The following is a 23,491-nucleotide window of genomic DNA, read 5'->3' as shown; positions in this document are numbered from 1 at the left end:
CCACCTTCTCCGTTGACGCCACTCGTGCCGCAACGGAGAAGCCTTTGCCCTGGATCGCCTATATCGCCGGGGACCACGTTTGCCCTGGTCCCACCCGGCGAAGTGCGTCGCATCCATCACCGACCTCCAAAAGTCAGTGTTGAATCTGAGTTGCTCCAGCCCGGGAATCCCTAACCATTGCCGCGCCCTTTGTTACTCGGACGGCGCGACTACGCTTTCGGTGTCCGCCCCAGCCTTCTGAAGATCCTGTAAACTGCCAAATTCTCCCGAAGGCATGATGCTCGGATGTATTCGGAAGCTCTTGTCGTTCAAATTGCCGGTGTAGCGGTTATGCGCGAACTGCACGTATCCAGGCCCATGGTCAGGAGCGTAGACATAGGCTGCAAGCCCGTTACTACTGTCGATCGACACGATATTGCTCTCGATACGATTGGGACGTGCCCATGGCGGACGCCAGCCCCTGCCGGTACCGTCATCAACGCGAAAAGCCGCCCCTGATCCGCGCGTGATGACGTTTCCCGTCACCAAGTTGCTCCAGCCGCCGTTGATGCCGATCGCCGATATATTGTCCGAGAGCGTATTTCCTTCGATGCGCACACCACTGGCCTTGCCATCGGTGTAGATCGCCCAACTGATGGGAGTCGGCCATTCATTGATATTTTCATATCCGAAAGGCCAAAACGTCCCATCGGCCCTGTTCATAAGTTGACCTGTCCCGGTGATTACATTGTAACGGATACTGCTGTTCAGGAGGTCCGCCTGCTCACCCATCAGCTTGATGGCACCGCCATCTGCCGTCTGCTGATTGGCATTGCGGATCTCGTTATGTTCGATGACTGCGTCGTGGACTGCGTCTTGTGCTCCCCACAATGAGCCGCCGGCGATACCGAACTGCGCAGTATTTTCGACCAGGTTATGGGCGATCCTGATATTGTCGGCCGCCTGGAACCATATCCCCGCGGTTTCAAAGTAGACCCTTCCGATGTCATGAATATGGTTCGACAGGATTCTGGCTCCGTCGGATTTGCCGAAGCTGCCATAGGTCGTGCCAACGTAAATCCCATTGCCAGCCACATCTCCAATCACGTTGCCGGCAATCAGGACATCTTTGCTCTCGGAAACATGGATGCCGACGCCGACATTGTCGATCGAGTTGCCGAGCAGCCGGACGCCGTCCGAGTGATCGAGCCGTATGGCCCCAAAGCTTCTGGTGTCGGTGCCGAACTTGCCGCTACCCTGCGGATCCCCATCCCGAAACTGGAGCCCCGATACAACCATCCCGTCGGCCCCATCCAGCCTGAAGAAGGTCGGCAGGATGCCGGCGACAGCCGTAGAACTGGTTGGTAGTCGATCGGTCGGGATATAATCGAGTTGACTCTTGGCGCGGTCATACCACCACTCCCCGGGCGCATCGAGCAGCGCCGCCGCCCCGGTCAGGAAATAGCGGCTGCCTTCTGCGGTGAAGAAATAGCTGGTGCCTTGGGTATTTATCGCTCGGTTCGCGGTGTCGATTGAAGCCACTGGGAGAGTGTCACTGCCCCACTGGCTGCCGGGGTGAAAACCACCTACGATGTGGGCGACAAGCCCTGCTGCATTTTTTGATATCGGAAGATCGCCGGCATGGAAGCAAAAGCGCGTGTTACCATGCCATATATCGTCGTCCTGCGTGCACTTAGCCGCGAAAAGCCACCCTTTGCGCGGGTCTCCATCGAGTGGAGCGTTGGGAAAGCGAGCCCGCGTCTGGCGCGCGCCGCTGACGAAAAGATCGCCCACATCCCGGCCCGCAGGCAGCTTCAGTGACGCCTTCCAGCGACCATCGGCCTGCGCCGTCCAATTGTGCACAATCGGGCCGCCGTGCAGAACCGGCGCCTCGTTGCATCTCGCCGCGATGATCAGTCCCGCATCGCGAGCATCGAAGACTATCGGTTCAGCGAGATAGTAATTCCCATTGCCCATTGCGATCGTATTCTGGCCGCCCTTCTGGCGCGCAGCATCCCGCGCTCTTTCAATACTGGCAAAAGGACCGTCTGTACGCCGAGAATTTGCTTTAGGAAGGTCCCCGCTCCAGGTGTCTTTGCCATCGGGAGAGACATAGAATACTGCCCGGGCCGCAGATGCTCCGGTCAATATATTGCTCAGTGAAGTCCCCTTCAGCTTGTCCGAAAAGGTCGCCGGCGAGGCTTCCGCGCAAGTTGCCTCCCTGACCGCCGTCTGCAGTCTGTCGGGCGCATCTGCGTTCGGGCTCACCGAGGCCAACTTGCCCGGCTGCGGAAAGAGCATCGCAAGCAAAATGCTCAAGATCGGTGCGAAGCGCAGCCTCATGAGATTTGCAGCTCCGCCGTTCTGCTGCGGGCCGGTGCTCGAAATTGCCGGCCGGGAGCCGTCGAAACAACAACAGGCTTGTATAGAGAGAACATGATGATGGCTGTTGTGAACAGAATGAAAATCGCGTCATTCTGAATCAGGAAGATCGTCTCGGTCAGGTTCATCACCAAAACCACAACCGTGAAGACGTTCAGCCAGAGCCAGCCATAACGCGGGTCCCCGCATTGGAGGGCCCCCCCTTGGCGGAGTGCCTGCAGAAGCATCAGAGCGAACAAAGTCATTCCGCTTATTCCGAAGCTCAGCAGCGTATCGCGGAATCCATTATGGGCGTGGGGAGCCATCCATTGGATCTTTGACCAGATAATCCAGGCTTCGGGATTCGCCTCTGTCCAAAACGCCTGGTAGCCGAAGCCGAGCAGCAGATGATCGGCGATCTGACCATCGACCAGCTCCCACAAAGGCACTCGGCCCGTCAAAGTGGCATCCTTGCCCAGCGCCTCAAGAAATGGGACCAGGAATTCGTGAAGCAAAAGGAGGATCCCGACGAACATTTGAACGAAAAACAGGATGAAGACGATGCGACCGATGCCACGGATTCGCTGCAACATGGAGTAGAACCCGATCAGGCAAAATGCCGATACCGTCGCAATTGTCGCGGTCATCGATCCGGAAAGGAAGAGACAAGCCCCGCCCGCCATCAGCAAGATCAAAGCGGTTCGCCGCAAACCTCGGTTGCCGTCCATTACGACGGCGGTCGACACCAGTATCATCATGCCGGCGTACCAACCAAGGCTGTTCTTGTGGATGAATATGCCGCGCACCGCGCTGTCCGCGGGCATGCGAGCGAGCCCCGGCGACACCACAAGAAGCAACAGGCTGAGGACGATACATGTTCCGAAGGTCGCAAATGCAACGAGAAGCAACTGCCTCGGTGTAAAGCGTAACGCCAATACATAAGCCAGAAGTACGGTGAAGAGCAGGCCGATGGCACGCCTGAAAGTCGTCGACGGGCCAACCGACCAGAAGACAGACACGAAGGGCATGGCGACCATCAGGGGGACAAGCCAATTTCGCTTGAGCGCTGTGATGAATTGCGGAAAATTTCGCGCCAGCATCAGCAATGTAAACCCGTATACGGGTAAACAAAGCAGACGCAATATAGACCTGGCATGATCGCTAAGGCCTCCGTCGGCATCCGCCAGCATGAGCGGGAAAAGCGCGCCTGTCTGAAGAAAAAGGCATAGGCCGGCGCCCCAGCACTCTATCGCTCGCCAACTGACAGTCGGCCCATTCGCTATTCTAAGCGTATACGCTCTCATTAGTCGTCCCGACTTGCTTGGACAGATGAGAGGCTGTTGATCGCGGCAATTTGGAAAGACATGGGTCCCCTTTCATAGCTGCGCTGCTTACCAACGAACAATCATCCCGCCACATCCCCGGTCAACCAACGCAAACGAAGGCGGGGCTAAGCCTAACGTCCATACCCACCATCCAAGGACGTTGTTTGGATTAAGCCTACCGTCTACCCCTCCCCCAAAAGTTGGTGCTGGGGCCTACGACATTGCCCATAAGAGGAGATGTCACCGGTGACCAATCACCGGTAGCTTGACGATGAAAGCATACCGCGAAGCACGTCGCGCTGAGCCACAGTTTCCGGTGAAGCGAGGCAATAATTCTGGCGCAGCCGGCTGTTGGCAGGTGACGCTTAGAAGGGTTGGGATTGCAATGGTTCTGCGTCATGGTCCTGGTTTTGTACGTTATATAAAGGGAGCGTCACGCGTTGCGGCGTTGTCGGCGGTGACCCTACCGGCTCAAGGCGAGATCCTGGTCGAGCAGAACTCCTTCCATCAATTCGCGCTGCCAAACGCGCGAGCGTTCGCAACTCCGGCGCACCGACGTGTCGCCCAGCGACGCGCTTGAGGGGTGTCATGGAGCGGCCTGCAATCAGCGTCCTAATCAATAACTACAACTACGGTCGCTTCGTTGCCCGGGCAATTGACAGCGCCTTGAGCCAACAGCCGTCCAATGTCGAGATAATCGTCGTCGACGACGGCTCGAGCGACCAGTCGCGCTCTGTTCTCGACGGCTATGACAAGCGGGTGAAGGTGCTCTTCCAGGAGAACCAGGGACAGGCCGCCGCCATAAATGCTGCTGTGAAGTTAAGCAGTGGCGACATCCTCTGTTTTCTTGATGCCGATGACTGGTGGGCGCCAGGCAAGCTGTCGGCAACAGCCGCTGCTTTCCACTCCAATCCTCAGGCATCGCTTGTTTATCACCGACTTCAGCCAACGCGGACCGATGGCTCACCAGCCTTCAAGCCAATCCCTCGAACCCTGTGTTCAGGAAATTTGCCGCCACGGCTCGCCAGATCGGCTGGTTGGTGGCCCTTTCCGATGACATCAGCCGTCGCTGTAAGACGCAGCGCGTGGGATGTTGCGGGGGATATTCCCGAGCAGTTCCGCATGTCTGCCGATGCCTGGCTCACAGGCATCTATCCATTTCTGGGGAGCGTTGTCGCCTTGTCGGATCCACTCGGGTTCTATCGGATTCACAACAATAATTGGTATCGGCCAGTCGATGACGCCGCCATGCTGCGGAAGCGGATGGCCCATTGGCAGGCTACCGTTGAAGCGACGAACCGGTTTCTTTCCGCGCACGATCTGGCGGGAAGGCTGCGTCTGACTGATCACTATCCGTACCGGGTGGCCTCAGCCAGGCTGCAGGGCGCCGATACACGCACCCGGTTCAGCCTTGCTGTGGAAGGGCTCTTTTTCGCCGGAGAACCAAACTTTCTGAGGCGGACGCGTGATGCATTGCGCACAGCCTACGACTTGCCCCGACTTGGCCAGGATGTCGGCGTGTCGGAGGCAGCGGGATGAAGGCGCTGCTGCTGGTTTCCGAACTGGAAGACTACACCATCTCCTTCGCTAGCGGCGTTGCGCGACATGCGCACGTCGTCCTAGCGGTTCCGCGCCGGCGCTACGCACACCTTGCTTCATGGATCGATCCGGCTGTCGATCTGCACCTCATGGACTGGCCAAGGCACCGCTCGCTCTCCAATCCCTGGTTCCTGCACCAACTCACGCGTCTTATCCGGCAGGAGCGACCGAACGTCATTCACCTTCTGAGCAACTCGACGCTCTGGTTGAACTTTGCCGCGCCGTTCTGGCGCCCGATCCCGATCGTGACCACCGTCCATGACGTGGAAGTGCATCCCGGCGATTCCGACACCCGCACGCTGCCAGCCTGGGCTCCTCAATTGATGGTGCGGCAATCGGGTCATGTCGTCGTCCATGGCGAAGGGCTGAAACAAATGGTCCTCAAGCGATATTCAAAATCGCCTGATTGTGTCCATGTCCTGTCGCATCCCGCCATTCATCGCTACGCGGAACTCGCTCGGCGGCACCAGATGGCGCGGCGCGGCGCAGATGGAACTTTGCGCGTTCTGCTTTTCGGACGGATTTTTGCTTACAAGGGATTGGAGCATCTGATCCGTGCCGAGGCGATGCTCAAGGACCTGCTCCCCAATCTACGCATCACGGTGGCAGGCCGCGGCGATGATCCGCGGATCTTCCAGCCCCTTATGGGGGACGCCGCCCGCTATGATATTCGCAACCGCTTTATCGAGGATATGGAGGTCGCCCAGCTCTTTCTGGATGCCGACATCGTTGTCCTTCCCTATACGGAAGCCTCTCAAAGCGGCGTCCTCAATCTTGCCGCGGCATTTGGCAAACCGGTTATCGTGACTGATGTCGGCGAATTGCGAGCCACCGTTCTGCCAAACGGACTGGGAATGGTGGTTCCGCCCGGGGATGTGGAACAACTGGCGATAGCCATACGGACACTGGCGGAAAACAACGAGCTCAGAAGCAGCTTCGGGGTCAACGCGCTCGCATGGGCTACGGGTCCGAATTCGCCTCAACAGGTCGGAGCACAGGCTGCGGCCGTTTATCGCAAGGTGGTCGAGGCATGCTGATGAACACGCTCACGGATGGGAATCGGGTAGCGACGCGGAACGCAGCAGCAACCGTCCGCCACTACGTCCCTGGTGGTTGCGAAAACGGTGGCGGAATTGGCAGGCTCGTCGGCTATATATCGAACACGGCGAAGGAGGCCGGCGAAACACACCTCGTCACCGACACCAGAGGGCCTCGTTGGTCCTCTGTTGCGTCGCCTGTGCGACTGCTCGGCGCCGTCTTGATGATAGCGAAGGACCGGATAATTGCTCCGGCACGCATTCACCATATTCATGTCGCGGGTCGCGGCAGCACCGCAAGAAAACTGATCCTGACCGAGGCTGCCCGTCTCCTCGGATGCTCTTACATATTGCACCTGCACGACTACGACTACGCGAGCGACTTTGCCGCGCGCTCGCCACGTCAACAAATGCTTGTACGCCGGATGTTCCAACATGCTGACCAGGTCGTGGCCCTGGGCCAGCGCGACCGCTTGACGCTCACGACGCTTCTCGGCGTGGAAGAGCGCCGCGTAGTCGTCATCGGCAATTGTGTTCCCGACCCCGGGCCGCGCAATGTTCATGTCGGCGAGATGCCGTTGATCATATTTCTCGGCCGGCTGAGCGAACGCAAAGGCGTTCAGGAGCTTCTGCTCGCCTTAAGTCATCCGATCATGAAAGAGCTCCGGTGGCGAGCCGTGCTGGCAGGCGACGGACCTGTGGAAGACTACCGGCGCCAGGCTGCCGCCATGGGACTTTCAGATCTGGTGAAAATGCCGGGCTGGCTTGGCGCCGACGAAGCGCGAGCCTTGTGTACACGGGCAGATATCCTGGTCTTACCTTCGCATGCCGAGGGCTTGGCAATGGCTGTGGTCGAAGGGCTTGCCCATGGGCTCGCCGTCGTTACCACGCGCGTCGGCGCGCATGCCGAAGTCATCTCCGACGGTGAAACCGGCGTCTTCGTACCTGTCGGAGACAAGGATGCGCTGGCTGCTGCGCTGGCTAAGCTCGTCACCGACCCGGAACTCCGCAACCATCTGTCGGCCAAGGCCCGTGCTCATTATCTCAACAATTTCAGTATGAAGGCTTACATGCGATCGCTGGACAAACTCTACGACGCTATCTCCGCGCAACCTCAAACAATGGCTGGTGAACGATGACTATTTCGACTCTGCCGCCAGACCGCAACACCTCGCTCTCATCGATGCGCTACGATCCCCGGCTTCAGGTAGAGACTCGTTCGGACGAAATTGATCTGACTTCAGGCCTGCGCCTTATCCGGCGACGGATGGTCATGATAATGGCCACCATCATGGTACTTATGGCGGTTGCCGCAACCGTGATTTCTGGATTGAAGCCGACTTATCATGCCGAGTCCCGGCTGATCATCCACACGCCTCTGGCGACAAAGCTCGGCACCGACGAGTCCGGCCGCAACGATCCGCTGGACGCCACGTCTGAAACCGAACGGCTTCTTTCCAGAAGCATCGCAGAGCGGGTAATCCGCGACCTGCGGCTCAATGAATGGCCGGAATTCAATCCGGCGCTGCAAGAAATCTCGCCTATCGACAAGATCCGATCAATGCTGCGCGGTTGGGTCGATAGTGAAAAACCGTCCTTGCCGATACGGGACAGCATCGAGCCGATAATCCCGAAGTACTACAAGGCCCTCCGCGTTTGGCGCGATGGCCAGGGTGACGTCATTCAGATCGGTTTCGATGCGAGCGAACCCGAACTGGCCGCTTCGGTCCCGAACCGGCTCATCAGCATCTACCTCGAAGAGCGCAAGGACAGCCTGCGTGGTCGAGTGGACGCAGCAGAAAAATGGATTCTGCTGCGCATCGACGAACAGATGGGGCGCGCCAAGGCAGCACGCGATGCCGCCGACGAGTATCAGGAAACCATGGACGTCGTCTCAAATGACGACGCTCAGGTTGAACAGATCAAATCGATAATGGAGCTGGGCGAGCGGCGGACAAAAATCGAACAAAGCCGCGCTGAAGCGAGAGCAACGATATCTGCACTCGAAGCGACCGACGACCCCTCGCTCGTCCTGCAGAATATGGTCATTCCCGATAGCATTGGCGCAATGCAACGCGAGCTTCGGGCGCAGGAGCAAGATCTCGAGCGCCTTCTTGAGACATATGGCAACACAGCCGCAGCCGTGGTCGACATGCGCGCCAAGATCCTTAAATCCCGCACCGACCTCAGCCTTGCGACCGATCGATATCTCCAATCGATACGCGCCAAGCTTGCGGCGCTCGATCACGAGGACGACGCGGTCGGGTCGGCATTGGTGGCTGCTCATGAGAAACGCGCTCGCTCTGCCCTGGCGCAAACCGAGTTGGCCCGACTCCAGCGCCTGGCTGACAAAGAGCAGACGGCGCTGGACAAGCTCGAGGAGCAGCGCCGTGGCCTGGCTGCGCAAGCCATGTTGCCGGGCGCGGAACTGGAAGTTTTGTCACCGGCCGCGGTGCCGCTGGCGCCGCAGGGACGCGGGCGGCTTTTCTATTTGATCGGCGCCCTTTTGGCTTCGATTTCGATCGCGGTGACCGCCGCTTTCGTGGTCGAGATGTTGGACAACTCAGTCCGCAGCTTCGACCAGATGGGCGGAATGTCGCGCATCGTACCCGCCGGATTCATCCCGCACCTGAAACGGAAAGACCAGGGAGATCCGTCGATGCTCTTCGGGCGCATGCAAGGCGGGATGTTTGACGAAGCAATTCGCTCCGTCATGACTTCGCTCAAACAATCTAACGGCGGAAAACTGCCAAACAGTATTGTCGTGACGTCGGCTCACAGCGGAGAGGGCAAGTCGCTTGTCGCCAGATCCCTGGCAATCGATCTCGCCGCCAACGGGATTCCGGTGCTGCTTGTCGATGGCGACCTCAGACTCGGAAATCTCGACTCGTTTTTCAAATCAGAGCTAAAGCAGGGGTTGAACGATTTCCTGTGTGGACAGGCCGGAATGCGGGACATCATCCATCACCATCCAAGCGGCATCGACTTCATCCCGGCTGGCAATGCCAGTCTCCATCGGCGCGTTCGTTTGACCGATGTGGCTGACATCGTCGCGATGGCCGCCTCACAGGGCCAAATCGTCATCTTCGACAGCGCGCCTGTGCTCGCCTCGACTGATACGATGCATCTGACAGCGTTAGCAGAACGAACGCTGGTGGTCGTAAAATGGGGAAAGACGAGCCGTCGCGCCGTAGAGTTTTGCCTACATCAGCTGAAGACCGCGCGCAACGCAGAGATTGCCGTTGCCATAAATAACGTCGATCCGAACAAACACGCCATGTACAACTTCAGCGATTCCGAACTGTTTGCGAGCTCACTGAGGAAGTACCACGAGTTCTCATGAGTTCGAACAGCGTGTCCGCCTGATTCCGTCGAAATAAATTACGGAGACCGCAGTGAAAAACGAAAATAAAGTCGCGCTGATTACCGGTATAACGGGTCAGGACGGTGCGTATTTGGCCGAATTGCTCCTGGAGAAGGGCTATATTGTTCACGGCCTCAAGCGACGCTCATCGTCTTTCAACACCAGTCGCATCGAGCATCTATACGAGGATCCCCATGTCGAAAATCCTCGCTTTATTCTGCATTACGGGGACATGACCGATTCAACGAATCTCATCCGCGTCGTTCAGGAAACGCAGCCGGACGAGATCTACAATCTCGCCGCACAGAGCCACGTTCAAGTCTCTTTCGAGACGCCGGAATATACGGCTAACGCCGATGGAACCGGCACCCTTCGGCTCCTTGAAGCAATTCGCCTCCTGGGGCTGACCAAGAAGACGCGCTTCTATCAAGCGTCCACCTCAGAGCTCTATGGCAAAGTTCAGGAAGTCCCGCAGAGCGAAACGACACCTTTCTACCCCCGATCCCCCTACGCGGCGGCCAAGCTCTACGCCTATTGGATTGTGGTCAATTATCGCGAGGCATATGGCATGCACGCCTCGAACGGCATTTTGTTCAATCATGAAAGCCCGATCCGCGGCGAAACATTCGTGACACGTAAAATCACCCGGGCGGCGGCTGCGATCCATCTTGGGCTGCAGGAAAGGCTCTATCTCGGCAACTTGGACGCCAAGCGCGACTGGGGACATGCACGAGAATATGTCCGTGGCATGTGGCTGATGCTGCAACAGGACGAACCGGAGGACTATGTCCTTGCGACCGGCGAAACGCACTCGGTTCGTTCCTTTGTCGACAAAGCCTTTGCCAAGGTGGGCATGCCGATTGATTGGCGTGGGAACGGGGTTGAGGAAAAGGGATACGATAAGACATCCGGCCGGTGTGTGGTGGAGATCGATCCAGCTTACTTCCGTCCGACTGAAGTTGATCTTCTGATCGGCGATCCGACGAAGGCGCACACGAAGCTTGGCTGGAAACATGAGACCAGTCTTGATCAGCTGGTTGCGGAGATGGTTCGCGAGGATCTGAAAGTCATGGCACGAAACGTGCCGTCGGTCGGCGCAACCAAAGGTTTTGCCTATGCCTGAGGTAATCTACAGCCTTGCCGGAAAGAGGGTCTATGTCGCCGGCCACCGCGGCATGGTGGGCTCTGCGATCGTGCGGCGTCTCGCTTCCGAAGGCTGCGAGATTTTGACGGCCACCCGCGCCGAGGTCGATCTCAGACGGCAGGACCAGGTGGAGGCCTGGATGAATAAGCATCGTCCCGATGCTGTCTTCCTGGCTGCTGCGAGGGTCGGCGGTATTCTCGCGAACTCTACCTATCCGGCCGACTTCCTTTACGACAACTTGATTCTCCAGGCGAATGTCATCCACGCAGCCCATGGAACTCACGTCGAAAAACTGATGTTTCTGGGCTCGTCCTGCATCTATCCGAAATTCGCCGATCAGCCGATCGTTGAGGACTCACTTCTGACCGGATCGCTTGAGCCCACGAATGAATGGTATGCGATCGCCAAAATTGCCGGATTAAAGCTCTGCCAAGCCTATCGCAAACAGCACGGTAGAGATTTCATCTCGGCGATGCCCACCAATCTTTACGGTCCAGGAGATAATTTTGACCTCGGGTCAAGCCATGTCATGCCGGCGCTCATACGCAAGACACATGAGGCCAAGATCAACCGGCAACAAGAGATATGCGTCTGGGGTACCGGCACGCCGCGGCGCGAATTCCTGCATGTTGACGATTGCGCCGACGCTTGCCTCCATCTCATGAAGACCTATTCCGCCGAAAGACATGTGAACGTAGGTTGTGGCGAAGACGTTACCATTCTCGAATTGGCATACCTCGTCTCCAAGATCGTTGGTTTCGAAGGCAAGATCACGCGCGACCTCACCAAGCCAGATGGCACGCCACGTAAACTCCTGAGCGTCGACAAGCTTCGCACTCTCGGCTGGTCTCCTAAGATAGGTCTCAAGGAGGGCATCGCAGATGCCTACCGCTCCTTCCTTGAAGGCCATCATCTCGAACGCAGCGACAGAGCTACGTCCGGCGACTTGATCGGTCAAAGCGACATCAGTTTCGAGAATGCGAAGGGTTCGGCGCCGCACGCGCCGACGCTCTCGACCGTTGCGCATCATCCTTCGCCATAGGGAATTTGCACGAAGGATAACAGGGTTTTGTCTCGGGGGGACACATATGCTGGGACGGCGCAAATAATGCAGCCTGTAGAAATCAGGATTGCAGCGCTTATTTTCCTGATCGTCGTGTGGGTGATGATTATCGGTGCGGCAATGGATTTCTTCGCGGTCGAAATGCCGATATCGCTTGTCGCGCTATTAGGCGGATAGTCCACATCGGCTGGCTCCACCGGGCCTTACCTTCGGCTGGACTTTCGGATGACAAGCGCTGCAGTAAAGTCGACAGGCGAAGAGAGGAGCCGGACGGAACCCGCCTCAGTTGATTGGCGGTTCCGCATCGATGTGACCGGGCGGCAAACCTGGCTGACCGAGCCCGAAGAACGCGCGCGCGGTCAAGCAAGCGTCATCCCCTGGGACGCAGGCGCGGCAGACGTCAGGCCGAAGATCGTATACTTGACAGGATGTCTGCGAACCGACGCGACCGACCAATGCGGAGCAGCGCGCACCGTCGCAACGCATTCCTTGCTGGTTCGCGGCCACGAAATGCGCCGGCAGCAAATCGAGAGCAGCGTCTGTTTCGGTGGAAAATCTGGGCCAGGTCGGCGAAAAGGAGCAGCAGGCTCCACAGCTTTGGCAATCGAAATCGATCAATGATGTCATGGCCCGCTCCTACCACACAGCCCGCCAAGAGCAAAGCCTTCGGCTATGCGCTTAACCTGGAGCGAGCGCATCCACCTTCATCAGGCTCCTGCTGGCGTTGTCCTGCAAGCCAATCGCCGCACTCGTCGACCTTCCTGACGGGGCCGGGAATGTATTTCTCACGCGAGGCTACGACACTCTCAGGTGGCCTCGAGAATCATGTTGAGGGGCGTCTGGGCTGCACGCCGGATATGAGTGAAACCGCCTGAGCGGATCACCTCGGCCAATCGCCGCTCTCCCGCTTGCGCACCGAGTGCCAGGCCTGTCTCCTGCGCGAGCGAGGTCGGAACGCAGATCATCGTCGAGGCTGAGTAGTAGAGCCGTCCAACCGGATTGATGTTCTCCTCCAGCGTATCTCCGGCCATTGGTTCGACCACCATCCAGACGCCGCCCTCTTTTAACGCCTTTCGGATATGAGCCGCAGCGGCTTTCGGGTCGCCCATGTCGTGCAAGCAGTCGAAGCAGGTGATCAAATCGAAATCTCGGCCGTCGAAATCCTGCGCCCTGCCGACCTCGAAGTGCAGGTTCGTCAACCCGTGTGCCTGGGCGTGCGCGGACGCAGCGGCAATCGAGCCTGGATGGAAGTCGTAGCCCACGAACCGGGAATTGGGAAACGCCTGCGCCATCAGGATCGTTGATAGCCCGTGCCCACATCCGACGTCAGCCACCTTCGCCCCCGTTTTCAACCTGTCGGTGACACCGTCGAGCGCCGGCAGCCAGTCCTGCACAAGGGCATTGACATAACCTGGGCGGAATAGGCGCGCGACGGCGCAGAACATGCAGCCGGCCTGATCGCCCCAGGCAACGCCTCGGCCGGTTTTGAAGGCAGACTGCACCTTCGGCTGGTTCTCGACCATCGCAGCAGCGGTATCGAAAGCGCCGATCAGATTGACCGGGCTGTCCGGCTCGGCAAACACGAAGGCCTGCTCGGGCGTCAGCGAGAACAATCCTCGCTCATGGTGCACATAACCTGAGGCAGCCTGTGCCGCCAGCCACTCGCGCACATAGCGAGGTGCGCATCCCGAGGCATCGGCAAATTCGTCGGCCTTCACCGGCCCGATCTCCTTCAGCGTCCTGTAAAGCCCGAGAGCATCTCCGATCCGGACCAGCGGCACGCTGACCGCTCCACCAAGATCTCCAAGGACGCGGCCCACGAGTTCATTGAGCGTTGTTTCGTTGATTTCCGTCATGTGATTTCCTCCCGGTGCTCGGACGGCGTCTTGCCATCCGTGACGCCAGGATGAAGCTTGTCGTCTCGGCGGGCATGAGGTGGTTGTCCCGCGCCTGCGAAGAAATCCTGCTCCTTGGAGGGACACATGTCCCATCGGCATCGGAGGAAGTCTATCTACCTGCAGAAGCGGGACTATCGGGAGAGCGCGACGACGATCGCTTGCGAGCGGCTATGCACGCCGAGTTTGCTGAAGATCACCGACAGCTGGTTTCGGACGGTCTTTGCACTCTTGCCAAGCCGTTCAGCGATCGCGCGGTTGTCTAGCCCCTCCGCGACGAGGTCGAGAAGGGCGGCCTCGGCGGGTGTCAGACCGGCCTCACTGACCGCACGCGGCCGCACCGACCGATCCTGCCCGAGAAAGGCAGCAAGTTCCGTTTGAAACACATTCCACGCCGGCTCGTCCGGCAAGAGCACATGGTTCTTGCTCTCAAGCGGCACGAAGCTCGCGCCCGGAATCGCGGCGGCGAGCTTGCAACCCTGGTCAAACGGCACGCGCATGTCACCGCGGCTGTGTGCGATCAGCGTCGGGACGCGCAGCATCGCCGCAAGGTCCAGCACGTCGATCCCCTGCATCTGCCAAAGCAGTTGTGCAGCGACGTCGGCCGTTGCCGTTTGTCGCTCGAGATCGCCCCACCAGCGATGCTGTTCAGGCGTGCCGTCGGGGATAAAGAGATTGGTGAAGAACCGGCAAAACGCCGGATTATCGCGTCCCCAGCCGACGCGAACGAAATTGACAAGGGTCTCGGCTTCCAGCCGCTCGGCCTCCGTCTGAGCTCTGGCGCGGGCACCCTGACCATAGGCGTTCAAAAGCACCAGATGCGATACTCGCTCGGGATACTTGAGGGCATATGCGATAGCGAGCGCGCCGCCCTGCGAAAGACCGAGGAGGACGAAGCGCGGCTCCTCGATCGACGCTGCCACGGCGGCAAGGTCTGCGTGCCACGCTTCGACCGAAAGGTCAAAGACATGCCGGTCCGACAGACCGCAGCCGCGCGGATCGTAGCGCACAAACCGGTTGTGGGCGGACAGCGCCTGGAGCCACGGCCGCCACACCGGGCTTTCGAGATCGTAATCGACATGGCTCAGCCAGTGCGCCGCCCGCAGGATCACCTGACCCTGCCCGCAAGACGCCATGGCAATACGGGTGCCGTCCTCGGCTGTACAGAACCGTATGGTCTGACTGAGTTTCATCGGTCGAGAATATCGCAGCCGAAGATCGCATAACAGACCTATCTCCTACGGGATGATTCTCCCGGAAGACAGTTCAGCCTAGGATGCTCGCTACGAAGCCTTTCGATCAATTTCGCCCGCTTCGGGCCATATACCCGACCGGCGACTTGAGCCCTCCCGCTAGCGCTTGAGCACGAAGCGAAGTTGCCGCGACCTCCGTTGACTGTCGCTGAGCTCACGGTCTCGTGGCAAGAGCAAAGAGGCCATCGTAAAGCGCGGTGGCAAGCGGGTCGACATCCGGTGCCTCCTGGTGGAGGCGGAAGGTCGTCGCGACAAGCTTACCGCGGCCGAGCCGCTTTTCGATGATGAAGGCAGCGGGTTTGTGAACCCAACCGATAACGACGCCGGCGTACACGCGACCTTGGAATTCCCAGGGACGGAGGCCAGTCATCACCTGGTGCGGCGCGACGCCCGTGAAGGACAGGTCGAACAGCGGACCGCCCGGCACATGGGCGAAGACGCCATCCCGGCGCAACCAGGAGAAGTTGCCGACCCAATCCCCGCGCCAGATCGATTTGTGACGATTGACGAGATTGTAGCCGGGAAAACTGAAGTATGGCCCGGAAACCATGCCGCCGGCGCCCGGATCGATTTCAATCGACATAGGGCCATCGCGCGGCGGCGCGTCATCGCGCAGACGGCCGGGATCCTTGTCGACGATCTGCAGCACCCGCTGGCCGGAATGGATTGCCTCGACGCGATCGGCATCGATGTCCTTGGTGATGAAGACATCCGCCTCGTGCGGCGAGACGCTGACATGGCCAAGGGCCGACAACCTCTCGGAAATCCCGTCGTCGTTCGAAGCAAAGCGGATGGGGGGTAGCGCATCCCGTTTGCCGTAGACCGCGAGTGTCTCGAAATTCTGGGACAGCACGCTTCCATCGGGCGACACGACCTGGAACCGGGCCTTTTGGATCGCGGGCACCGGCACCGCATCTGCTGTTGTGGTGATCGGGGCATTGTGAACCTGCATCGGCGCCATGGCCGGCAGCGGTATCTCGCCTTTTTCAGCGCCAAATTCCCAGACGAGGCGACTGCCTTCGGGCAGTGCTGTTCCGCCGCTCGACACCTTGATGTCGAAGCTGGCCGTCTGCCCCTCATAGACGGCGTGGCGGGCAGCACCCGGCGCGATGACGATGTCGGAATTGACGGCCGGCAGCGCTTTGGCGAAGACGCGCGGATTGCGTGCCATGTCCATCAGCCCGTTGCCTTCCCAATGGACATCGGTAAGTTCGGTGATGACATAACCTCCGATCGGCGCGTGCGTTCGGATAACCTCGATCTCGTATTTCAGGTTCATGTATTGATACCACTGCACCTTCTCGATGAAACGACCGAGATCACCAAAAACTTTCTCAAGGGCGAGTTCGCGGAAACGAGCTTCGATGCCCTGCGGCAGTGCTGTGCCATCCGCCCAGGTGGCACCATACGCCATCCACCAGGGGTCGCGGCCGTTCTTTTCGCGCAGACGGGCAGGATCCGGTAGACCCCAGACGCCGAACTCGGAGAGGACAAGCGGTTCCTTCCTCGTGCGCACGGCTTCCTTTTCGGTTGAGAAGGTCCAGTCGGCATTGCCGGCGAATTCGCGGCAGAGCGTGTCCCATTCCTCGCGCCGATCCACCGCCGTTCGGTAGAAGTGGTAGTCGTTGATGTCGGTCTTGACGTGGACGTTCGGGAAGCAGGCGGAATTGTCGACAACGAGCCGTAGCGGGTCTTCGACACGCAGCCAGTCGACCATGTCGGAAATCCATTGCCGCTGTTCGGCCGCTTCGCGCAGCCGAGTGCCCCAATCTTCATTGATCAGGGTCCAGATTACGATGGAGGGGTGATTGCCGTCACGGGCGAGAATACCTTCCATTGTCGTGCGCAGGCGCTCGGCGGAGGCCGGGGTGAAGGTCTCGATATTTGGAATTTCGCTCCAGATCAGCATGCCCAGCCGGTCGGCGACCTCGTAATAGCGCGGGTCCGGCACTTTGATGTGGCAGCGCAGGCAATTCAGGCCCATTGCCTTAGCCTTGCGCAACTGGTCTTCGAGCAGGTCGAGCGAAGGCGGCGCGCCGAAACCATCGGGATAGTAATCCTGATCGAGCGCGGCGCGCAGATAAAGCGGCTTGCCGTTCAGATGCAGGAAGCCGTCCTTGGCTTCGAAGCGGCGAAAGCCGAAACTTTCCTGCCGGCTGTCGATCTCGACGCCGTCAGCGCTGAGGATCGTTGTGATCGTATAGAGGTTCGGGCTGTCCGGCGACCATGGCGCGACGGAGTCGAGCTGGATCGAATGATCGAGGGTATTTCCCGCGGCCGGAATGTTTCCGGTAAAGACTGGCATGCCCTGCGGGCCGATGATCTCGATTTTCAGCGAGCCTGCAACCATGCTCGCAAAGCGGGCTTTAAGATCGAGCCTGGCTTCCGGCCAAATCGGGTCGAGGCGAAGCGATGAGATGTGAGCGGGATCGCGGGCTTCGATGAGGACGGACTGCCAGATGCCGCCTTGCGGGCCATACCAGCTCTGCTTGCCATGCGGGATCTCCGCAAAATCGGCGCCACTCTCGTCGCGGTAAGCATCCGGCAGGCAGGCCAGGACTTCGACGGTGTTCTCCGCCTTTAACAGAGCGGGTGGAATCACGAATTCGAAAGGAAGATAACCGCCTTCATGACGGCCGATCTCAGTGCCGTTGATGGAGACAGTGGCCAGATCGCTGACAGCACCGAAGCGGATGGCGATTTCCCGAGCCGACCATTCTGCGGGGAGCGTGAAGGTTCTGCGATAGGTTGCCGATCCGAAGCTGACGGCGAGATCCTCGAAACACGCCTGCCAGTGCGCCGGCACCTTTGCATGTCGCCATGCACGATCGGTCTCGTGGCGGAACTCCCAGGTCCCATCAAGGGAAAACGTTTCGCGGAGCGGTGTGTTCGCTGGGGCGAGCGACTGGGAATAGGCGTTCATCAGTTATCCTTGGAAGATCGGCTTTTTCGATTGGGGTTCCGGGATACGCACGGCGTGGCGCGTATCCCGGCGGGGGAGACCACCCCTCAAGAGGGGTTGGAGGAACTAGCGATTGCGACGCAGGACGCGCTCGACCCCGGCCTGCATCGCTTCAAGCGTTGCCTGCGGATCGGTGCCTGTCAGCCACATCGCGTTCAAGTCGGTGATCATCGCGTTGTAGACTGCACGTTGGTTCTGGATCTGCGGCAGTGACGTGGCATTTTTGGCAGTGTCGGCAAACTCGGCGCGATGCGGCAGGGCCTTGAACTCTTCGGAATTCAGAACCGACTGACGGGTCGACAAATGGCCGGTGCGCGACCATTGGAAGTTGTTGTCGTTCAGAAACTTGAGGAAGGCGAGAGCGGCTTTCGTCTTGTCTTCGCTGCGATCGTCGTCCTTCGGGATGACCCACATATGGCTGTCGGCCCAGACGGAGGGCTTCGCGTAGAGTTGCGGCACATTGGCGACGCGATAGTCCTTGAGGGCCACTTTGCCGATCTTGGCCTGGGTGTCGTAGTTGTCGACGCCCCAGGTGCCGTTGATCAGAATCCCGGTTTCGCCATTGAGGAACGCCTGTTCGGAGCCGGGATAATCCAGCGCCGGATTGGCAAGACCTTCCGAGAATATCGATGAGATCAGCTTGGCTGCGTTCAGCCCTTCCGCTGTATTGATGCTGGCCGTCTTGCCGTCGGCGGAGAGGACATCGACGCCCTGCTGCCAGAGAAGCGTGTCGAACAGGCGCACCATCATGCCCTCCGAACTCTGGGCTTCCGAACCGATGTAGTACTTGCCGGTCGCTTCCTTGAACTTCTTGCCCTGCTCGAGCAGTTCCTCGGGCGATTTCGGCAGGATCGGCGAGCCGTCTGCGTTCACAAGGCCCGCTTTCTTCATCAGATCCATGTTGACATGGAAGAGCAGCGCATGAAGGTCGTATGGGAGGGCATAAATTTCGTTCTTGGCGGTAGCGTTCTTCAGCGCCGCCGGTACGAAGTCGCTTGTCTGGATGCCGAGATCGGCAATCGGTTTGGTCAGCGGCGTCAGGAGATCCCGGTCGGAAAAATTCGGCATTATCGAGGCGTGCATGACGGCGACGTCAGGGATGTTGCCGGTGGAATAAGTCGCGGTCAGCAGGTCGTAATAGGCGCCCCATTCGGCCGTCTGGGTGACGACCTTGGCGCCGATGGTGTTTTCTGCGTTGAACTTGTTGGTGAGCGCGGTGATGATGCCGCATTCGCCATTGGCCTTGGTCACGTCTGTCACCTCGCCGTATTCGCCTTGGCAATCGCCGAAGAAGCGGAAGAACGAGATGTCGACTGCTTGGGCTGCTCCTCCCCAGAGCGCGGTCATCAGGGTCGTGGCGAGCGCCAGACGTTGCAGCATTTTCGTGTTGTGCATCATATCCTCCTTGCGATGCCGTTGCGAAAAACCCGTCCCGGCATGGCCGGTCGGGCCGGTGCCTATTTGCCGGCGCTCATGGCAACACCTGCCACGATGAAGCGCTGGAAGATCAGGAACAGAAGAATGATGGGCAGGCTGGCAAAGACCGCCGATGCCATGACAGCGCCGATGCCCTCCGAGAAAGCGAAGTTGGTCTGGATCGAGGCAAGGCCGACCGTGACCGTGTACATGTCGGCCTTGGTCGCCGAGACGAGCGGCCAGAGAAAGTCGTTCCAGGCGAAGATGAAGGTGAACAGACCGAGCGTGGTCAGTGCAGGCACGGAGAGCGGCAACATAATCTTCAGAAAGATCGTCAGCCGTGAGGCGTGATCAATGGCGGCGGCTTCCTCCAGTTCTTTCGGAACGCTGCGGAAGAACTGCATCATCAAAAACACACCGATTGGCACGGCGACGCGAGGCATGACCAGCGCGAAGTGGGTATTATGCAGTCCCCAGCCCGAGACCATCGTGTGCAGCGGAATGAACACTGCCTGCTCGGGCACCATCAGGCCGGCAATCACGAGCATGAACAGCGTCTTCTTGAAGGGGAACTCCAGGCGCGCGAACGCGTAGCCGGCCATAGAAGAGACGACCAGAACCAAAATTGTCATCGTTACCGAGACGATCAGACTGTGCATCAGCCAGCGAGGCACGGTATCGAGCTTCAGGAGGCCGATATAATTATCGAGCGTGAATGGGACCGGCAGGAAGCCTGCCGTGGAACGCATCAGCTCGGTATTCGGCTTCAGCGACATGGCGACGACCCAGACGACGGGCAGAAGCCAGAGGATCGCAAAGGCGATGGTTGCACCGAGGATGAGAACGTCCGTGGCGCGGCGGAGGCCGCTTGTGCGTGCGCTTGCCATCATTCGTCCCCCCTGCGGCCGAGCCAGAGCTGCAGCATTGTGAAGCCAAGCATCAGGATGAAGAGCCCGAAGGACATGGCCGTGGCGTAACCGACCTGCCAGTCGCGGAAGCTCGTCTCGTAGATGTACTGAACCAGCGTACGCGTCCGATTGGCAGGCCCGCCCTGTGTCATCAGGTGGGCCTGACCGAAAATCTGGAACTGACCGACGATCTGCAGGACCAGAACCAGGAGCACGGTGTGACGGATCGACGGCAGGGTGATGTTTTTCAGGACGCTGAACCGACCGGCATGATCGAGTTCAGCTGCTTCGTAAAGTTCCGGTGGTATCTGGCTTAGTGCAGCCAGAAACAGCGCCATGGGGAGGCCGACACCCCACCAAAGCGTCGTCAACGCAATCGACGGCATGGCGAGCGTCGGGTGCCCGAGGAAATTGACGGGGTTGACGCCGATGAGATTGAAGAGCGGCACCAGCAGGCCGTTGTCCGCAGACAGCACCATCGACCAGATCAGCGTCACGACCGAGACCGAAAACACGCTCGACATGAAGAACACGGACCGCAGCACACCCTTGAGCCGCCCCTGCCCGAACACGGCAAGAGCCAGCACCAGGGCCAGTGCTGTCATGGTCGGCACGGTCATGGCGACGAAGGCCAGCGTATTGCCCACGGTCTTCCAGAAGATCGTGTCGAACCACATGTCCTCATAGTTGAGGAGGCCGATATATTTCCGGTAGCTGCCGGCAAGCTCCCAGTCGTGGAGACTGATCCACAAGCCCTTGAAGAAGGGGTAGACCAGGAACGTGGCGTAGATCACCGCGAAAGGCGCGAGGAAGATATAAGCGGCGAGTGCATCGCGCCTGCGGGCGGCGGTCAGGCTGCTGGTGCTCATGCTCCACCCGCTTCAGAATGCAGGGTGATCGAGACCTTGTTTGCATCGAAGACGTGGCGCGTGCCGGGGCCGATCGCAAAACGGGCGACGGAGCCGATCGAGGGCGCCGCGCCGCCGCGCTGTTCGGAGACGATGGCGGTGCCATCAGCAAGCGTCGCATAGACAAGTTGCAACGAGCCGAGCTGCTCAACGACATCAACGGTTCCGCTGAGCGCTCCTTCATCGGCCGGCAACAGGATTTCCGGCCTCAGGCCGATCGTCACCGTGTCGCCCTTGGCGGGACTGGCACGAACCTTGGCAGTAAGGCGGGCATCTCCCGCACAGGCGAGTTCGACCGTTTCGCCGTCGACGGCTGTAACTGTTGCCGGGAGCAGATTGATGCGCGGCGCACCGAGGAAACCAGCCACGAAGGCATTGGCGGGGCGCTCGTAAAGCTCGATCGGCGCGCCGACCTGTTCGATCTGCCCGTCCCTGAGGACCACGATACGGTCTGCCATGGTCATGGCTTCCGTCTGATCGTGCGTGACGTAGATCATGGTTGCGGCGAGGCGGTGGTGGAGCTTAGCGATCTCGGTGCGCATCGAGACGCGAAGAGCGGCATCGAGATTGGAGAGCGGCTCGTCAAACAGAAAGACATCCGGTTCGCGCATGATGGCGCGGCCGATCGCAACACGTTGACGCTGGCCGCCGGAAAGCGCCTTGGGCTTGCGGTCGAGATAAGGCTCAAGCTGGAGAATGGCGGCGGCTTTATCGATGCGTAAGGCGATTTCGGCCTTCGGCGTACCAATATTGCGCAGGCCGAAGGCCATGTTCTCGCGGGCCGTCATATGGGGGTACAGCGCGTAGTTCTGGAAGACCATCGCCACCCCGCGATCGCGGGCGGCCATGTCATTGACCCGGTTGCCGCCGAGCAGGACGTCGCCGCCGGTGATGGTTTCGAAACCGGCGATCATGCGCAGAAGCGTCGATTTCCCGCAGCCGGATGGTCCGACAAAAACCAGGAACTCGCCGTCGTTGATCGAAAGCGAAATGTCACGGATGACATTCACCGTGCCATAGCTTTTGGACACCCCAGCGAGCGTTACGCCTGCCATGCACCCCTCCCAGAGTGATTAGTTATAAATCACTGGTTATAACTAAAATTATTATCAAGCAAGCCCTCGCCGCTTTTGCGTTCGTAAAACTTCGTGCTAAGCGGATAGTCAGTCTTGCAAGGGGTTCGCGTGATCAAAAAGCCGACGATGTCCGACATCGCTGCCGCCTGCGGCGTCTCGCAGGCGACCGTGTCGCTTGTGCTCAACAATGCTCCGGGAACGCGCATATCGTCGGCAACGCGCGAGGCTGTTCTAAGTGCGGCGGCCAGGATGGGTTACAGGACGCAGGCTCGGCGCATCGACCGGCGTCCGCTGATTGCCATGCTCATCAACGAGGTGACAAGTTCGCCCCATGTCGCCGGCTTGATCGACGGAGCCGGAGAGGCGGCAAACGAGCTGGGCTATCTGCTCTCGGTGATGCCGACCGACGCCGACGAGGAGGCAGAGCAGGCAGCTCTCAGCCATCTCGCGACGCTGCCCGCTGCGGGCATCATCTATGCGCGGCTGATTACGCAGCAAGTGACGCTTGCTCCGCAGCTCGCGGAATGGCCGACCGTACTTTTGAACTGCTATACGGTCGACAAGCCCCTGCCGAGCGTGGTGCCCGGAGACCTGTCGGCTGTCATGAAGGCAACGCTGTCGCTGATCGATGCCGGGCATACGCGCATTGCTTATATCGGTGGCGAGGACGCGATCGAAGCTTCTCGCGAGCGCATCAAGGGTTATCGCCGAGCATTGACGATGCGCGACATTCCTGTCGACAACCATCTTATCATCAAGGGGCGTTGGACGATTCAGGGAGGCTATGCAGCCTTCAAGCGCCTGCAAGCGCTCGATGACCGGCCCACGGCAATATGCTGTTTCTGCGACCGCATTGCCATGGGTGTCTATGAAGCCGCGAAGGAAGCCGGCCTGTCCATCCCGCGCGACCTTTCGGTCATCGGTTTCGACAATGAATCCTATTCCGGCGATATGCTGCCGCCGCTCACGACGATGCAACTGCCCCATGCCGACATGGCGCGCTATGCCGTCGAGAAGCTTGCTGAGATGATCGCCGCGCCGCGGATGCGGCATGACAATCACAAGGTCAAGCTGGAGTGCGAAATGATCGTGCGCCAGTCGGTCGCGCCAATAGACGCCGTATAGGCCGGATGCCAGGGTGGATTCCCCGGTTGTTCACAAGCGCTTCCTCGGATGACCGGCTCAAGGGCGAAACTCTGTT

Annotated in this window: 17 protein-coding genes; 7 read left to right on the top strand and 10 right to left on the bottom strand. The window is 59.4% G+C overall.

The genetic code is table 11. From position 1 onward, the window contains the following. Positions 1-192 precede the first annotated feature (192 nt). Both RL_RS26560 and RL_RS26555 read right to left on the bottom strand, forming a co-directional pair. Positions 193-2,322 carry a right-handed parallel beta-helix repeat-containing protein gene (locus RL_RS26560; protein ID WP_011649667.1) on the bottom strand — a complete coding sequence of 710 codons (2,130 nt, stop codon included), beginning with the start codon at positions 2,320-2,322 and terminating at the stop codon, positions 193-195. After that, on the bottom strand, positions 2,319-3,644 hold the full coding sequence (locus RL_RS26555) for an O-antigen ligase family protein (RefSeq protein WP_011649666.1): 1,326 nt from the start codon (positions 3,642-3,644) through the stop codon (positions 2,319-2,321). The genes RL_RS26560 and RL_RS26555 overlap by 4 nt, the downstream gene beginning before the upstream one ends. A gap of 609 nt (positions 3,645-4,253) precedes the next feature. Between RL_RS26555 and RL_RS26550 the strand changes: the two genes are divergently transcribed. Genes RL_RS26550 through RL_RS26525 form a run of 6 tightly spaced genes read left to right on the top strand, consistent with a single transcriptional unit; the run spans position 4,254 to position 11,851 of the window. Further along, a complete protein-coding gene (locus RL_RS26550; protein ID WP_028743317.1) occupies positions 4,254-5,204 on the top strand; it encodes a glycosyltransferase family 2 protein in 951 nt (316 codons plus the stop codon). Then, entirely contained in the window at positions 5,201-6,301 is a 1,101-nt protein-coding gene (locus RL_RS26545) for a glycosyltransferase family 4 protein (RefSeq protein WP_003549420.1), read from the top strand. The genes RL_RS26550 and RL_RS26545 overlap by 4 nt, the downstream gene beginning before the upstream one ends. After that, positions 6,295-7,440, top strand: coding sequence for a glycosyltransferase family 4 protein (locus tag RL_RS26540; protein WP_028743318.1), 1,146 nt, complete (start codon positions 6,295-6,297; stop codon positions 7,438-7,440). The genes RL_RS26545 and RL_RS26540 overlap by 7 nt, the downstream gene beginning before the upstream one ends. Further along, positions 7,437-9,644, top strand: a complete 2,208-nt coding sequence (locus RL_RS26535; RefSeq protein ID WP_011649663.1) for a GumC family protein — start codon at positions 7,437-7,439, stop codon at positions 9,642-9,644. Before RL_RS26540 ends, RL_RS26535 begins: the two co-directional genes overlap by 4 nt. A gap of 52 nt (positions 9,645-9,696) precedes the next feature. Continuing rightward, complete coding sequence (gene gmd / locus RL_RS26530; RefSeq protein WP_011649662.1) at positions 9,697-10,788, top strand: GDP-mannose 4,6-dehydratase; 1,092 nt, start codon at positions 9,697-9,699, stop codon at positions 10,786-10,788. Next, positions 10,781-11,851 carry a GDP-L-fucose synthase gene (locus RL_RS26525; RefSeq protein WP_028743320.1) on the top strand — a complete coding sequence of 357 codons (1,071 nt, stop codon included), beginning with the start codon at positions 10,781-10,783 and terminating at the stop codon, positions 11,849-11,851. Before gmd ends, RL_RS26525 begins: the two co-directional genes overlap by 8 nt. A 303-nt stretch (positions 11,852-12,154) precedes the next feature. Here RL_RS26525 and RL_RS38200 read toward each other — a convergent pair whose 3' ends face one another. The 8 genes from RL_RS38200 to RL_RS26490 form a co-directional block, all read right to left on the bottom strand. Continuing rightward, a complete protein-coding gene (locus RL_RS38200; RefSeq protein ID WP_011649660.1) occupies positions 12,155-12,499 on the bottom strand; it encodes a YkgJ family cysteine cluster protein in 345 nt (114 codons plus the stop codon). A gap of 179 nt (positions 12,500-12,678) precedes the next feature. Further along, entirely contained in the window at positions 12,679-13,728 is a 1,050-nt protein-coding gene (locus RL_RS26520; RefSeq protein WP_028743321.1) for a class I SAM-dependent methyltransferase, read from the bottom strand. A 173-nt stretch (positions 13,729-13,901) separates the two neighbouring features. Next, positions 13,902-14,960: an alpha/beta fold hydrolase gene (locus RL_RS26515; RefSeq protein WP_028743322.1), complete on the bottom strand. Its 1,059-nt coding sequence runs from the start codon at positions 14,958-14,960 to the stop codon at positions 13,902-13,904. Between the two features lie 214 nt (positions 14,961-15,174). Further along, positions 15,175-17,943: a glycoside hydrolase family 2 protein gene (locus RL_RS26510; protein ID WP_011649657.1), complete on the bottom strand. Its 2,769-nt coding sequence runs from the start codon at positions 17,941-17,943 to the stop codon at positions 15,175-15,177. A gap of 105 nt (positions 17,944-18,048) precedes the next feature. Continuing rightward, positions 18,049-19,377: an extracellular solute-binding protein gene (locus RL_RS26505; RefSeq protein WP_011649656.1), complete on the bottom strand. Its 1,329-nt coding sequence runs from the start codon at positions 19,375-19,377 to the stop codon at positions 18,049-18,051. Positions 19,378-19,439: 62 nt separating this feature from the next. Continuing rightward, a complete protein-coding gene (locus RL_RS26500; protein WP_011649655.1) occupies positions 19,440-20,288 on the bottom strand; it encodes a carbohydrate ABC transporter permease in 849 nt (282 codons plus the stop codon). Then, positions 20,285-21,175, bottom strand: a complete 891-nt coding sequence (locus RL_RS26495; RefSeq protein WP_011649654.1) for a carbohydrate ABC transporter permease — start codon at positions 21,173-21,175, stop codon at positions 20,285-20,287. The genes RL_RS26500 and RL_RS26495 overlap by 4 nt, the downstream gene beginning before the upstream one ends. Beyond that, the gene (locus RL_RS26490) at positions 21,172-22,269 is read right to left on the bottom strand and encodes an ABC transporter ATP-binding protein (RefSeq protein WP_011649653.1); all 1,098 of its coding nucleotides are present in this window, start codon (positions 22,267-22,269) and stop codon (positions 21,172-21,174) included. Before RL_RS26490 ends, RL_RS26495 begins: the two co-directional genes overlap by 4 nt. A gap of 129 nt (positions 22,270-22,398) precedes the next feature. Between RL_RS26490 and RL_RS26485 the strand changes: the two genes are divergently transcribed. Beyond that, positions 22,399-23,415 carry a LacI family DNA-binding transcriptional regulator gene (locus RL_RS26485; RefSeq protein ID WP_028743324.1) on the top strand — a complete coding sequence of 339 codons (1,017 nt, stop codon included), beginning with the start codon at positions 22,399-22,401 and terminating at the stop codon, positions 23,413-23,415. Positions 23,416-23,491 lie beyond the last annotated feature (76 nt).

The organism is Rhizobium johnstonii 3841 (genome assembly GCF_000009265.1).
Classification (GTDB): domain Bacteria; phylum Pseudomonadota; class Alphaproteobacteria; order Rhizobiales; family Rhizobiaceae; genus Rhizobium; species Rhizobium acaciae.
Note: the sequence above shows the minus strand (reverse complement) of the source record. Positions and strands in the feature narration are given on the sequence as shown.